Here is a 13,818-nt window from a genome sequence, read left to right on the forward strand (position 1 = left end):
TTGACCATAGACAAAAGGATCAGCCCTTTACAAGGTGTGCAATATTCTCTCGGACCACCCCATAATCCGCACGGTGCTTGCACAGGGTGTTCAGGGTTTTAAAGATGGCATCTTCGGTGATATCATCTTGTTGAAGAATCATCAAAGATCTTGCCCAGTCCAGGGTTTCCGAAATACAGGGTTTTTTCTTCAAATCCAGTTCCCGGATTTTGGCCACGGTGGCAACAATTTTTCCCAGCAATCGTTCCTGAATACCGGGGATTTTCATCCGCAGAATCTCTTTCTCGGTTTCAATGGCAGGGTAGTCAATGTAAAGGTGTATGCAGCGCCGTTTCAGGGCATCACTCATGTCCCTGTAATTATTGGAGGTCAAGACCACAAAGGGCTGACTTTTGGCAACAATGGTGCCAAGTTCGGGTATGGTGACCTGGAAATCACTGAGCAGTTCCAGCAAAAAGGCTTCAAACTCCGGATCAGATTTGTCAATTTCGTCAATGAGCAAAACCACGGGATCTATTGAAGAAATAGCAGCCAACAGCGGCCGGGTCTGGAGAAAGCGGTCGGAAAAAAAGGCGTCTTCGTGTTCTGCGATCTCATCCACGGCCTCGGCCAGGCTGGCTGTGGTGGAAATGACATCATTAATTTTTTCCTTGAGCATCTGGGTATAAAGCAATTGCTTGGCATAGGCCCATTCGTACAAGGCCTTTGATTCATCCAGACCTTCATAGCACTGCAGCCGGATCATCTCTTGTCCCAGGCAGGCGGCAATGCTCTTTGCAAGCTCTGTCTTGCCCACACCAGCCGGTCCTTCTATCAAAATCGGCTTTTGGGTTTCCTGGGCCAGAAAAACAATGGTGCAAATTTCCTGTGACGGGATATACCCGGTCTGTTCCATCCTGTTCTGAACATCTTGGACGCTCTTAAACGACATTTTTCTTCCTTTGTCTTTTACATAAAATCAAAAAGAAAACAAATACCAGCAATAGTGACAAAGGGCAAGCCAGAAACCGAATCAACAATTCTATGACAAACCCCATCAACCATCATATGGCTGACTTCTTATATACTATTTCGCCGTTTATGATTGTCATTTCCACTTCAATTTCCGGCCATTGAGCCCTTGGAGTACAAAAAAGATCTTTATTAAAAATGGTTAAATCCGCAAGTTTTCCCGGTGCGATTATCCCTAATTCATTTTCCTTTCCGGATGTAAACGCAGCCTGCCTTGTAAAGCCGATTATCGCCTCTTCAAGTGTTAAAGATTGCTCGGCAAACCAGGTTGTCTGGGTGGTGTCTTTATGATCCTTTCTTTCAACAGCAGTAAAAATTCCCAAAACAGGATTTACGGGTTCAACAGGAGAATCAGAACCAAATTGCAGGGGTATCTGATTGTCCAATAAAGTCCGCCAGGCATAACTATTCCGACATCGTTCCATTCCCCATTTTTTTTCGGCTGTAAATCTGTCAGTGGCAAGGAAAACAGGCTGGACCGATGCTGTAATAGCGTGATCCTTAAACAATTGCAGATCTTTGGGACGAAAAAGCTGGACATGTTCAATGCGGTCCCGTGGCTGGCAGGGGTATTTTTTTCTGGCATTACCGATGGATTCAAGAGAATTTGTAACAGCTTTATCACCAATGGCATGTATCATTACGCCATATCCCCGCTCATAGGCAAATTCTACGCCTGCCGTTAGGTTTTTTTGATCCAGAAAGGCAAGGCCAAAATTTTCGGGCTGATCATCATAGGGTTCATGGAGAAGGGCCGTGTTTGCACCAAGGGACCCGTCGGCATAAAGCTTAACATGCCCAAGCCACAAATGGTCTGTGTTCTGGTTGATGTCAAATTCTTCTTGTTCAGCCGCTTTGATATCTTCCACATGAAGCGAATGATATACCCGAAGTTTCAGGCGGTTATCCCGATCAAGCTCCCTGACCGCCTTAAAGCTGGCCAGATCTTCCAGGGAATGGATACTGGTAATTCCAAAGCGCAGCATCTCTTTTTGTGCGGTTAATGCGGCCTGCTTTAACTGCTCGTTTGTTTTTGGGGGGATATGAACGGATATAAGTTCCAGGGTTTCCCTTATAATTCCCGTAGGCTCACAGGTTAAGGGGTCCTTATCAATTTTACCCCCGAAGGAATCTTTTGTCAGGGCGGTTATACCGGCGATTTCAAGGGCGGTTGAATTCACCCATACACTATGACCACATACCCGGGTCAAATAAACAGGGTTGTCAGGGGCAATATCATCCAGATCCTGTTTGACAGGTTCACGGTTTTCTTCCCACAAGTTATCATTCCAGCCCCGGCCGATGATCCAGTCTCCTGGCTTTGCCGTCAAAACAGCTTCCCTTACCATTTGCCGGCATTCAGAAATTGAGGTAATATCCCGGAAATTGAGATTTTGAAGTGAAAAACCCGTGCTGGTAAAATGGCAGTGTCCTTCGATCAATCCAGGGGTGATCAGGCATCCGGGCAGGTTAATTACTTTTACATTACCGGGCGCTGAATCTTTCACCATTATGTTGGTGCCCAGGGCAGCAATTTGGTTCCCTTTGATATGGACAGCCTGGGCCATCGGGTTTGCAGGATCACCTGTAAATATATTTGCAGATAAAATGATAAATTCATTCATATTAGTTTTCCCCCTCATATAAATTGCAGGCAACAAAATGGTCATTGCCCATATCCCTTAAAACAGGGTCATCAACATTACAACGATTAAAACAGTCGGGACACCGTGGGTGAAACGAACATCCTGGGGGCGGGTTCCGGGGACTTGGGACATCGCCCACCAAAAGGGTTCTGTTTTTTTTTATCCTGGGATCCGGTATGGGTATTGCCGAAAAAAGGGCCTGGGTATAGGGATGTTTCGGATTTAAAAACAATTCCTCATAGGATGCCATTTCAACAATTTTTCCAAGGTACATGACAGCAATTCGGTCACAGATATGTTCAACAACTGCCAGATCATGGGCAATAAAAATAAACGAAAGATTAAATTCGTCCTGGAGTTCCACCAGCAGGTTGATTATCTGGGCCTGGATTGACACATCAAGTGCTGAAACCGGTTCGTCTGCGATAATTATTTCAGGTCCCATGGAAAGGGCCCGAGCAATTCCAATGCGCTGACGCTGGCCGCCAGAAAATTCATGGGGATAACGATCTGCCTGCCCCGGTCTTAGGCCTACCTTTTTCATCAAGTAGGCAACTCTTTCTTTAATTTCCTTTTCCCCAAACATTTTATGGATTCTCATGGGATCACCGATGATATGCTCGACGGTCATCCTGGGATTCAATGAAGAAAAGGGATCCTGAAAAATTATCTGCATTTTTTTTCTGAATTCAATGACCTCATCAAATGACATCTTTGAGATGTCAGAGATATCTTTTCCATTAAAAACAATTTTGCCGGAAGTTATATCCAGAAGTTGCAGAACTGCCATTCCTGTCGTTGTTTTGCCACAGCCGCTTTCTCCAACAATACCCAAGGTTTCACCTTTATTAAGGGTAAAGGAGACGCCATCAACCGCATAAACATACCCCCGGGTTTGTGAAAAAATACCTTTTTTTATGGGAAAGTGGACGTTCAGGTCCTTTACTTCAAGAATCGGTTCCAAAAATTATTTCTCCCCTTTTTGATCGCATAGAAGGCAGCGAACGCGATGCCCATCCCCGACATCTGTTAATTGGATTTCTTTGAGTTTGCAGATATCCATGGCCTCCTTGCATCGCGGATGAAAAGAGCACCCCGAGGCAAGCGTGTATAGATTTGGAACAATCCCGGTAATTTCCTGGAGGGGTTCACGCCCATGTTCCGTTCGGTTGCCAAATTTTGGGATAGATTTTAAAAGCGCCTTTGTATAAGGATGTCTGGGATCTTCAAATATGGAGAACACATTGCCTTCCTCAATGATTTTCCCGGCATACATGACAATAATTCTCTGGGCAACTTCAGCCACAACCCCAAGATCATGGGTAATCATGATAATTGATGTGTTATAATCTTGTTTGAGCCTGAGCATCAGGTCCAGAATCTGGGCCTGAATCGTTACATCAAGGGCGGTTGTGGGCTCATCTGCGATGAGAACCTGGGGGTTGCAGGAAAGTGCCATGGCGATCATGACGCGCTGTCTCATCCCCCCTGAAAGCAGGTGGGGATAATCCCGGGCTCTTTTTCCCGGAGAAGGGATCTGAACTTTCTCAAGCATTGAAACAGATCGTTCCCAACTTTCTTTTTTACTAACGCCTCGGTGACGCTGTATCATTTCCGATATCTGGCTGCCAACGGTCATAAGCGGATTTAAAGAGGTCATGGGTTCCTGAAAAATCATGGCAATTTTATCACCACGGATATCCTGCATTTTACGTTCAGGATACTCAAGTAAATTGTCGTTGTTCAGGTAAATTTGCCCATTTACAATTTTCCCGGCGGGTTGGGGCACAAGCCCCATAATGGAAAGCGCGGTGATACTTTTTCCACAGCCGGATTCTCCCACTATGGCCAGGGTTTCGCCCTTATCCAGATAAAATGAGACGTCATCCACAGCCTTTGCAGTGCCATCCAAGGTATGAAAATATGTTTTTAAGTCTCGTACATTCAAAAGTGCATCATCATGATCCATATTAAACCTGCCTTACCTTTTATTGCCTTGAAATCCTGGGATCCAGATAATCCCGCCATCCGTCCCCCAAAAGGTTAAGTCCCAAAACCGTTATAAAAATGGCAAGCCCGGGGAAGATCGAAATCCAGGGGGATGTAAAAAGCTGTTCCCTTGCTGTGGCCAGCATACCTCCCCAACTGGGGGTGGGCGGTTGTGTGCCAAGACCCAGGAACGAAAGGCCTGCTTCAATCAGGATGGCCCCGGCAACACCAAGGGTGCCCATCACGAGAATCGGCCCCACAATATTGGGCAGGATCTGGGTGAGCATGATTCTTCTTTTACCATATCCCAATGCCTTGGCTGCCTTCACAAAATTAAGCTCCCGGGCTGAAAGTACCTGGGAACGGGTTATTCTGCAGGTATAGGCCCAATTGGTAAATCCCAGTGCGAGAAACACATTAATCAGTCCAGGGCCCAGCAATGCCATGATGGCCAGGGCGAATACCAGCGAAGGTATGGAAAGCATTATATTGGTCACCCCCATGATAATATCATCCCACCATTTGCCCATGAAGCCGGCCACAAGCCCGAGTATCACACCGATGACACTGTTCATGGCCTGGCTCAAAAGTCCGACGGCCAAAGAAACCCTTGCGCCATAAATAACCCTTGACAGGATATCTCTTCCCTGCTCATCGGTTCCAAACAAAAATTGCCTGCTCGGCGGTTGATCCGATACCATAAGATCCGCGTCATCTACCGGGTGATAGGGCGAGATAAGAGGTGCAAAAACTGCCATGAAAACCACGGCAAGCGTTATGACAATGCCCACCACAAGGTTTTTTCTTCTTAAAATTTTATCGATGGTGTCTTTCACCCAACCTCTCCCTTTATTGATATTTAATTCTCGGATCTATGACACAGTACAAAAGGTCCACAACCAGATTCACGATGAGAAAAGCCAAAATTATCATCAAGATCCCCCCCTGGATCACGGGGATGTCCCTTAGGAAGATGGAATCAACCAACAGGGAACCCAAACCGGGCCAGGAAAAAAGTTTTTCAACAATGACGGTTTGGCCGATGAGACCGCCAAACTGAAGTCCTGCCGTGGTTAGAATCAAAACAAGTGTGTTCTGGAATACATGCCTGCGATTGATTAAAAAACTATTCAATCCCTTGGATTTTGCCGTGCGAATAAAGTCTTCTTCTAAAACCTCCAGGACAGCGGCCCGGGTAGTACGGGCCAAAAGCGCCATGGATCCAAGCCCCAGGGTGACCGCCGGAAGCACAAGATGCATAAAATCCCCATCTCCATAACCAGAGGTTGGAAACCAATTCATTTTTGCAGAAAAAAACAGCATGAACAAAAGCCCCAGCCAGAACTGGGGCATGGCAACCCCGGAAACCGCCAGGATCATTGATGCGCTATCCCACCATGTCCCCTGCTTGAGGGCCGAAAAAAAGCCCAGGGGGATGCCTAGGACCAGGGCGATTGCCATTGCAGTGGCAGCAAGCCTCAGGGTGGGCCAGATTCTGCCTGCCAGCAAGCTCGTAACCTTTTCCCGTCTGAGAAATGATTTTCCCAGGTCGCCATGGGCAAGGCCGTTCATATAGCTTGCATATCTGACATACAGGGGTTTATCCAGCCCCCATTCTTTTTTCATCTGTTCAATTAATTCCGGGGCAAGCTCCCGTTTTCCACCGGCCATGAGGGCTGCATTGCCCGGAAGAACGTTGAGCAGGCAAAACATGATAAGCGAGATGCCAATAATGGTGGGAATAAATTGCAATAGCCGCCGCACAGTATAGGCGAACATAAGTCAATCCTTGTTCAGCGTTTAAGTTAAATGAAGGCCCTGCCAATGGGTTTACAAAACCCGGCAGGGCCTTTTTTGATACCCTGAATGAATCAGAAAAAAGGCTTATTTCGCATCAAGCCAGATCTTTGAAAGATCCTGATACATCATTTCAGGGGCCACGGACTGAACCCCGTGAACCCAGGGGTGGTACGCTATGATGGCCTTGTTATAATTAAAGAACCATACGGGCGCATCTTCTTTAAACACCGCATCGGCTTTTTTAATAAGGGAAATTTTTGCATCATAATTGCGTTCCTTGGCTGCCTGGTCCAGAAGACCGCTAAACTCCGCACTTTTGTAGCCCGCATAGTTGCTTGCACTTCTCGGATTATCCGCATGGAACCGCATGAGGGCCTGCAATGGGTCCGGTCCTGATTCCAGGGACCAGGTTGCCGCCTGGAAATCTCCGGCACGTGCCCGCTCAGCAAGGACAGCACCTTCCACTAGCTGGGGTTTTACTTCTATATTTATTTTTTTCAAGAAGGGGATCATGGTTTCAACAACCCCTACGCCGTAAGATTTACTGGTGGTACAGAGAACCTCAAAGGAAAACCCTTTTTCCAAACCCGCAGCTTTCATGAGTTCTTTTGCTTTTTCAAGGTTGTATTCATATCCCTTTTGGTCGACATCAAAGGCAGGGGAGGTGGTTGGCAGAAAACTGACAGCGGGAAAGGCTTTTCCCTTGAGGAACTTTTCAATGATCAGGTCTGATTTAATGGCATAATTGATTGCCTGACGGACCCGTTTGTCGTTAAACGGCTTATGATCCAAGTTAAAAACCATCAACCGGGTGTACATCTCAGCCACCTCGATCATATTTTTGGAAAGCTTCGGGTCCCTTTTATAGGGCAGGTACTGGTTTGCACCCACAATGGTTGCATCAAGCTCTTTGGCCTTAAATGCGATGTCCCTTGCTGCCCCTTCGCTCATGATCCTGAAATCAACCTTGTCAAGAAAAGGCAACCCTTTTTCATAATAGTCGGGAAATTTTTTCAAAACAACCTGACTTCCCTTTACCCATTTTTCAAACATGAAAGGGCCGCATCCCACAGGACTTATGGTAAAGGCATCCCCTTTTTTAGCAACCTCTTCCTGGGGAAGAATGGCTGTTTGAATCTGATAGAGATTGTAGGAAGGATCCACTGGATTGACCAGGGTGATCTCAAGGGTGTAGTCATCAATTTTTTTAAGACCTGCGATGGTCTTGACCTCTCCCTGTTCCAATTCTTTTGCACCTTTGATGATTCTAATATCCACGGCCGCAGGCGAGGCAAATTCCTTGTTCATGATCCTTTCGTAGGACCAGATGATATCATCTACAATGAGATTTCTGCCATTGTGAAATTTAATATTTTTCTTGAGAAAATAGGTATATACCTTGTTGTCCCCGGAAATGACAACTTTATCGGCCAGGGCCAGCACCGGCTTGTTCGTAGCGGCATCCCACTCGTAAAGGCTTTGGTTAATATTAAGTTCAACAATACGGTCCTGGGTTCTGGTTGATTTGTGGGGATCAAGACCAAAAACCTGTCCTCCATAGGGAAGGCAGAACTTGAACGTTCCACCAGATTTGGCAGCAAATGCATCCATGCTGCCCGCTCCGGCAATTAAAACAACGGTTAAAAGATACAAACAAATTTTTTTCATTTTTTTCTCCTCTTTTGTGGATTAATACTTAAAGCCTAGGACCAAATACTATTGTAAGTACAGCGAACGTGCTCTAACATCAGTTCTCCGGCTTCTTCTGGTTTTCTGTTTTTAATTGCTTCTAAAATTTTCATGTGCTGCAAGGGCGAATTTTTCAGCTCTTCCCCTTTGTGTTTAAGTTTGAACTTATAGTGATAAAAAAAAACATAGATATTGGATCGCCAGAAAATATATTGGCTGAATTGCTGCAGGTATCGGTTTTTAGATATTTTTGCCACACACCCATGAAAATTTTCATTAATTGCGGAATAGGCAACAATATCCTGGGATTTCCTGATAGTTGCCTCTTTTTCAATAATCAGTTCAAGTTCGTTAATATCTTCATCCGATGCATGGATGGCTGCAGATTTTGCAGACTGGGACTCAATATTTTCCCGCACGAAAAAAACATGTTCTGCATCCTCAGGTGTGGGGAAAGGAATGAAACACCCTTTTTTATTTTTACGGTCAAGAAATCCTTTTGCCACAAGTTGGCCCAGGGCATGGTGTATTGGTGTTCTGCTTTTAAGGCCTAAAAGATCCGTTATTTCAGTTTCCAGCAAAAATTCGCCTGGTTGAAAATGATTGTCCAGGACTAATTCCATGATGGCATTATAAGCAAATTCTTCAAGGTTTTCTTTTTTCATATGCTCTTGCCCTTTCATTCGCCATATGTTACGCCATTTATTAATGCGCACATTAACAAGCGCATTAATATCGGTCAAGAAAAAATTATTATTCTATGTTTGGATAAAAAGGCTTGGCGCTTAAATATATTAAGGTGAATGCAAAATGTATGATCTGATAATCAAACAGGCAAAGATCATTGACGGAACAGGAAAACCCGGATGGATCGGAGATGTGGGCATAAAAAATGACAAATTTTCTGCAATTGAATCTTCCCTTGCGACTGCAACGGCAAGGGTTGTAATTGAAGGAAAAGGTATGGTGTTAACGCCCGGATTCATTGATATTCACACCCATTCAGATGATTGCTGGGTGGAGGATTCTCTTTGTGAGATCAAACTGCAACAGGGGGTAACCCGAGAAGTCATCGGAAACTGTGGTATTTCTCTTACGCCCATGGACCCAGAATCTCGGCATATTGATTTTAAGGACGCCCTGGTCGGTCTTGAAAAACATAAAAACCCCCTGGATGGGTTTTCATTCAAAGATTACAGAACATTGCTTGAGAAAAAAGGGCTCTCCAATAATCTAATGGGGCTCATAGGCCATGGGAACCTTCGCATAGCCGTCATGGGTTTTTCAGATGCAATTCCGAATCTCGATCAGATGGACAAAATGAAAGCCATAATGGATGAGGCCATGGACCAGGGTGCCCTGGGTATGTCCACAGGGCTCATTTATGCACCGGGTATATTTGCCAAAACCCATGAAATTGTTGCCCTTTCCCGTGTGGTTGCCCAAAAAGGCGGATTTTATGCTTCCCATATGCGCAATGAGGCAGAAGAAGTCCTTGCAGCCATTGATGAAACTATTTTCATTGGAGAACAGGCCAAAATTCCCATTCAGATTTCTCATCTCAAAATAACCGGTAACCGGAACTGGGATCTTGTGGACCAGGTCATTGAAAAATTGCTCAATGCCAGGAAAAACGGTATGGACCTGACCTGTGACGTATACCCCTATTTCTCCTCTGCAACCTCATTAACGGCATTGATCCCCCCCTGGGCCATTGAAGGTGGGGTGGCAAATCTGATCCCCCGGATGCATGATGCCGTGCAAAGGAAAAAAATAATCCATGACATCAAATACGGAATTCCCGGCTGGGAAGACATGTACCACAATGCCGGGTGGGAAAAAATCACTATTTCCCAGTTCGATTCTGCGGGAAAAAATGAGATTGAAGGAAGAACCGTTGCACAGATAGCAAGCCAGAAAAATGCCGATCCCTTTGAACTTATCCTGGACCTCATAGAACAAGAAGGTGAAGGGGTTAAAATCATCTCCGAGACCATGAATGAAAAAAATGTGGCCGCCTTTCTTAAACTTCCCTTTGCCATGGTCGGTTCGGACAGCCACTTTTCCAAAGGCAAACCACATCCCAGGCTTTATGGAACCTTTCCCAGGGTAATCCGCCGTTTTGTCCGGGAATTAAAAATTCTAACCCTTGAGGAAGCCATCCATAAAATGACCGGACTGCCTGCCCTTCGTCTTAAACTCAAAAATGCAGGCCTCATTAAAACAGGGTTCCAGGCAGATGCCGTGCTGTTTGATCCTGATACCATTTGTGACCAAGCCACCTACCATGATCCATGCCAATCCCCTTCAGGAATAAATAGGGTTATTGTCAATGGCAAGGTTGTGATAAACAAGGGTGTCCACACAGGGGAAAAACCAGGCAAATTTGATTTTCGCAACTGACGACCTGGGGACAAAATCGAATAAATGTCAAAAACCTTTACTACCTGTAAAATAAATCATTTTTATACCCAGACCGCCCCGATAAAATAAAGATAGCCGTGTTTTTCCAGATTGTTTTGTTTACAATCGTTCCTGCCTGAAAGGGCCCATCCCCCCCCCTACAATAAAAGCAAAAAACTATTCTCCAGCGGCATATAAGATGCATTCTTATTAAAATATAAAAGAAGGAGAAAAATCATGACCCCTGACATCAATAAAATACTCTATGCAACAGACCTGTCTGAAAGTGCCCGGCATGCCTTTGGATATGCCGCGGACCTGGCCGCCAAATACAAGGCCACACTTACCATCCTCTATGTAATGGAAAATCTGAATTACACTTCGGAAGTGCAGGTCGGTGAAATGGTGGGACGCAAAACATGGGAAGAACTCAAACGACAAAAACAGGAATACCTGGTCCAGAAAATTCAGGACCGGGTGGAAACTTTTTGCACAGAAATGGCAACCCGCCATGATTCCTACCAACTTTTGGGTCAAAATATCCTAATTGAACGGGGGAATCCCCAGGAAGTTATCCTGGAAACATCCCAGAAAATAGGGGCAGACCTCATTGTCATGGGAACCCATGGATACAACATACTCAAGGATGCCTTAATTGGCGGCACTGCCCGGAAAGTTGTCAGAAACTCTGAAGTTCCTGTCATGGTCATCCGCCTGCCCAAAAAAAAATAGAGGTCCGGGTGGGTATTTTTAAAACCTGTCTGCCCAGGCAAACAATTCAGGGGTGCCGCCGGTGTGCCAGAACAAAATGGACTGCCCTTTGGTGTAGACCTTTTTTTGGACCAAATCCAACAATCCGCCCATGGCCCGGGCCGTGTACACAGGACCCAGAAGAATCCCTTCGGTTTGGGCCAGACGTTCAATTGCATTGAACTCCAGGTCTCCGGGTTTTGCATACCCTGCCCCCAGGTAGTCACAATTGAGTGAAAAGTCTGTCTCTTTGAGCATCATGTCACTACCGATTCTTGTGGCGGTTTCTTTGGCAATTTCTGCCAGAACCGGCAAAAAAGAATCCTCCCCAATTTTGGTCTGATCAATGCTGATACCAAGGATCTCACCGGTAAACCCCATAAGTTTCGCCCCCAGGGCAAGCCCTGCCTGGGTGCCGCCGGAACTGCTGGCAACGACAATGGCGACGGGTTTGAGGGCCATGGCGGAAAGCTGGGCCTTAAGTTCAACCATGGCATTCACATAGCCCACGGATCCGATGCCGTTGGAGCCCCCGATGGGGATCACAAAAGGCTTTTTCCCGCTGGCAGCAAGATCTTGGGCCACCTGGACAAGCGTTTCATCCCGGTTCTCTCTTTGGCAATAATGAACCCTGGCCTTAAAAATGGTGTCCAGCAGCAAATTCCCGTTGGGAATGCCTGGTTTTGTGCCGTTTAACACCAGTTCACAATCAAGCCCCACCTTGCAGGCGGCAGCGGCCGTGAGGCGGCAATGGTTGGATTGAATCCCGCCTGCCGTGACCAGAGTGTCGGCCCCCTGGGATAGGGCCTGACCCACCAAAAATTCCAGTTTTCGGGTTTTATTGCCCCCCATCCCAAGAGAGGTGAGGTCATCGCGCTTCATATAGATGTCAGGACCCTGGCAAGATTTGGTCAGTCTTTCAAGGAAATGAATGGGTGTTGGGAATTCAGCCAGATTAAATCGTGGCAATTTTGCAAGTTTCATAACGCCCCCCTCTTCTGGTCAATTGGGTTAGATTGATAAATTTTGTACAATTGGTAAATAGTGTTTGCTGCCATCTGTTGGCAAGGATTAATGGGTCAAAATCTTACTGATAAAATCCGCTGCCCGCTCGGTTTGGGGATTGTCAAAAAACTGGACCGGTGTACCGGTTTCAATGATTTTCCCCTCATCCATGAACAGCACCCGGTCTGCCACCTTCTTGGCAAACCCCATTTCATGGGTGACCACACACATGGTCATGCCCTCGGATGCCAGATTAACCATGACATCCAGAACCTCGCCGATCATTTCCGGATCCAAGGCAGACGTTGGCTCATCAAAGAGCATGATTTCAGGCGACATGGCAAGCCCCCTTGCAATGGCCACCCGCTGCTGTTGTCCGCCGGAAAGCTGGGCCGGATAGGCACCTGATTTTTCCGGCATCCCCACCTGTGCCAATTTTTCCCTGGCAATTTCTTCCGCACGGCTTTTGGTGATATGTTTGACATTGACCGGTGCCAGCATGATGTTTTGCAGCACTGTCATATGGGGGTACAAATGGAATTGCTGGAAGACAAACCCCACCTGGGCCCTCAGTTTTGTCAGGTTAATTGTCCTCGTGTGAACAGCGGTCTCATTGACCGTAATTTTCCCCTTCTGAATCTTTTCAAGCCGGTTGATACACCGGATCAATGTAGATTTTCCGGAACCGCTGGGGCCACAGATGACCAGCACCTCCCCCTTTTCTATTTTTAAATTGATATCGTTTAACACATGAAGCTTGCCATACCATTTGTTTACATTTTTAAATTCGATCATAATTTTTCCCAAATTTTTAAGTTTATATCCCTGATTTGCCCTGTATCTCCCGATGCCTTTGGTGCAAACGGCTTATTTAACCGCCATTCTTTGCTCCAGATAATTGGACAACAGGATCAGGGGGTATGAAATCGAAAAATAAAGGATTCCGACCAATGAAAAGACCATGAGCCCCTCGGGGATTCTGACCACGGTCACCCACCCCACCCGGGTGAGTTCCATGACACCGATGACCGATACCACGGAGGTGTCTTTTATCAACAGCACATATTGGCCCACCAGGGGGGGCAGAATCACCCGCATGGACTGGGGAACAATCACCAGGCGCAGCTGCTGGACAAAACTTAAGCCGGAAGAAACAGCTGCCTCCCATTGGCCTTTTGGGACAGCGTTGATACCACCGGCCACAATCTCGCAAATAAAGGCCGATCCCATGATGGCCATGGCCACCAATGCGGCAGGGAATGCTTCCAGCTGGATTCCCCACTCAGGCAGAATAAAAAAAATAATAAAAATCTGGACCACAAAGGGGGTGCCCCTGACAAAGGCAACATAAATCCCGATGATAAATTTGAGAATCTTATTGTCTCCGGCCCGAAAAATGCCCAGGACAAACCCGATGATGGTGCAGGTTAAAAGACTGATAAAGGCGATCTTGCAGGTCATCCACAGCCCCGTGAAGAAAAAGGGATAAATTTCCACAAGCCGGCTAAAATAAAAAGACATCATA

The 13,818-nt window shown here is 46.2% G+C and carries 13 protein-coding genes; 2 read left to right on the forward strand and 11 right to left on the reverse strand.

The annotated features are described in order from the left end of the window. Window positions 1–19: 19 nt before the first annotated feature. The 8 genes from ACZ45G_RS25675 to ACZ45G_RS25710 form a co-directional block, all read right to left on the reverse strand. The gene (locus ACZ45G_RS25675) at window positions 20–931 is read right to left on the reverse strand and encodes an AAA family ATPase (protein WP_464173428.1); all 912 of its coding nucleotides are present in this window, start codon (window positions 929–931) and stop codon (window positions 20–22) included. Window positions 932–1,043: 112 nt separating this feature from the next. Continuing rightward, window positions 1,044–2,636 (reverse strand): amidohydrolase, encoded by a 1,593-nt coding sequence (locus ACZ45G_RS25680; RefSeq protein WP_464173429.1) that lies wholly within the window; start codon window positions 2,634–2,636, stop codon window positions 1,044–1,046. A 1-nt stretch (window position 2,637) separates the two neighbouring features. Beyond that, window positions 2,638–3,621 carry an ABC transporter ATP-binding protein gene (locus ACZ45G_RS25685; RefSeq protein ID WP_464173430.1) on the reverse strand — a complete coding sequence of 328 codons (984 nt, stop codon included), beginning with the start codon at window positions 3,619–3,621 and terminating at the stop codon, window positions 2,638–2,640. Between the two features lie 3 nt (window positions 3,622–3,624). Next, window positions 3,625–4,626, reverse strand: a complete 1,002-nt coding sequence (locus ACZ45G_RS25690) for an ABC transporter ATP-binding protein (protein WP_464173431.1) — start codon at window positions 4,624–4,626, stop codon at window positions 3,625–3,627. A gap of 19 nt (window positions 4,627–4,645) precedes the next feature. Next, on the reverse strand, window positions 4,646–5,482 hold the full coding sequence (locus ACZ45G_RS25695) for an ABC transporter permease (protein ID WP_464173432.1): 837 nt from the start codon (window positions 5,480–5,482) through the stop codon (window positions 4,646–4,648). 13 nt (window positions 5,483–5,495) lie between these two features. Then, window positions 5,496–6,425, reverse strand: a complete 930-nt coding sequence (locus tag ACZ45G_RS25700; RefSeq protein WP_464173433.1) for an ABC transporter permease — start codon at window positions 6,423–6,425, stop codon at window positions 5,496–5,498. A gap of 105 nt (window positions 6,426–6,530) precedes the next feature. After that, window positions 6,531–8,114 carry an ABC transporter substrate-binding protein gene (locus tag ACZ45G_RS25705; RefSeq protein ID WP_464173434.1) on the reverse strand — a complete coding sequence of 528 codons (1,584 nt, stop codon included), beginning with the start codon at window positions 8,112–8,114 and terminating at the stop codon, window positions 6,531–6,533. Window positions 8,115–8,149: 35 nt separating this feature from the next. Then, complete coding sequence (locus tag ACZ45G_RS25710) at window positions 8,150–8,800, reverse strand: GntR family transcriptional regulator (protein WP_464173435.1); 651 nt, start codon at window positions 8,798–8,800, stop codon at window positions 8,150–8,152. A gap of 145 nt (window positions 8,801–8,945) precedes the next feature. Between ACZ45G_RS25710 and ACZ45G_RS25715 the strand changes: the two genes are divergently transcribed. After that, window positions 8,946–10,538, forward strand: coding sequence for an N-acyl-D-amino-acid deacylase family protein (locus ACZ45G_RS25715; protein ID WP_464173436.1), 1,593 nt, complete (start codon window positions 8,946–8,948; stop codon window positions 10,536–10,538). Window positions 10,539–10,775: 237 nt separating this feature from the next. Further along, a complete protein-coding gene (locus ACZ45G_RS25720) occupies window positions 10,776–11,270 on the forward strand; it encodes a universal stress protein (protein ID WP_464173437.1) in 495 nt (164 codons plus the stop codon). A gap of 18 nt (window positions 11,271–11,288) precedes the next feature. Here the strand turns inward: ACZ45G_RS25720 and ACZ45G_RS25725 are convergent, their stop codons facing one another. The 3 genes from ACZ45G_RS25725 to ACZ45G_RS25735 all read right to left on the reverse strand — a co-directional run bounded on the left by ACZ45G_RS25725 (window position 11,289) and on the right by ACZ45G_RS25735 (window position 13,817). Continuing rightward, window positions 11,289–12,272, reverse strand: a complete 984-nt coding sequence (locus ACZ45G_RS25725; protein ID WP_464173438.1) for a D-cysteine desulfhydrase family protein — start codon at window positions 12,270–12,272, stop codon at window positions 11,289–11,291. Window positions 12,273–12,359: 87 nt separating this feature from the next. Then, window positions 12,360–13,088 carry an amino acid ABC transporter ATP-binding protein gene (locus ACZ45G_RS25730; protein WP_464173439.1) on the reverse strand — a complete coding sequence of 243 codons (729 nt, stop codon included), beginning with the start codon at window positions 13,086–13,088 and terminating at the stop codon, window positions 12,360–12,362. Between the two features lie 72 nt (window positions 13,089–13,160). Beyond that, window positions 13,161–13,817: an amino acid ABC transporter permease gene (locus ACZ45G_RS25735; RefSeq protein WP_464173440.1), complete on the reverse strand. Its 657-nt coding sequence runs from the start codon at window positions 13,815–13,817 to the stop codon at window positions 13,161–13,163. Window position 13,818 lies beyond the last annotated feature (1 nt).

It is taken from the genome of Desulfoconvexum algidum (assembly GCF_055382125.1).

What these genes read in the sequence shown, in the direction of transcription:
- ACZ45G_RS25715 (WP_464173436.1), top strand. Translation starts at nt 8,946, where the DNA reads ATGTATGATCTGATAATCAAACAGGCAAAGATCATTGACGGAACAGGA.
- ACZ45G_RS25710 (WP_464173435.1), bottom strand. Translation starts at nt 8,800, where the DNA reads ATGAAAAAAGAAAACCTTGAAGAATTTGCTTATAATGCCATCATGGAA.
- ACZ45G_RS25700 (WP_464173433.1), bottom strand. Translation starts at nt 6,425, where the DNA reads ATGTTCGCCTATACTGTGCGGCGGCTATTGCAATTTATTCCCACCATT.
- ACZ45G_RS25705 (WP_464173434.1), bottom strand. Translation starts at nt 8,114, where the DNA reads ATGAAAAAAATTTGTTTGTATCTTTTAACCGTTGTTTTAATTGCCGGA.
- ACZ45G_RS25730 (WP_464173439.1), bottom strand. Translation starts at nt 13,088, where the DNA reads ATGATCGAATTTAAAAATGTAAACAAATGGTATGGCAAGCTTCATGTG.
- ACZ45G_RS25690 (WP_464173431.1), bottom strand. Translation starts at nt 4,626, where the DNA reads ATGGATCATGATGATGCACTTTTGAATGTACGAGACTTAAAAACATAT.
- ACZ45G_RS25720 (WP_464173437.1), top strand. Translation starts at nt 10,776, where the DNA reads ATGACCCCTGACATCAATAAAATACTCTATGCAACAGACCTGTCTGAA.
- ACZ45G_RS25680 (WP_464173429.1), bottom strand. Translation starts at nt 2,636, where the DNA reads ATGAATGAATTTATCATTTTATCTGCAAATATATTTACAGGTGATCCT.
- ACZ45G_RS25725 (WP_464173438.1), bottom strand. Translation starts at nt 12,272, where the DNA reads ATGAAACTTGCAAAATTGCCACGATTTAATCTGGCTGAATTCCCAACA.
- ACZ45G_RS25675 (WP_464173428.1), bottom strand. Translation starts at nt 931, where the DNA reads ATGTCGTTTAAGAGCGTCCAAGATGTTCAGAACAGGATGGAACAGACC.
- ACZ45G_RS25735 (WP_464173440.1), bottom strand. Translation starts at nt 13,817, where the DNA reads ATGATGTCTTTTTATTTTAGCCGGCTTGTGGAAATTTATCCCTTTTTC.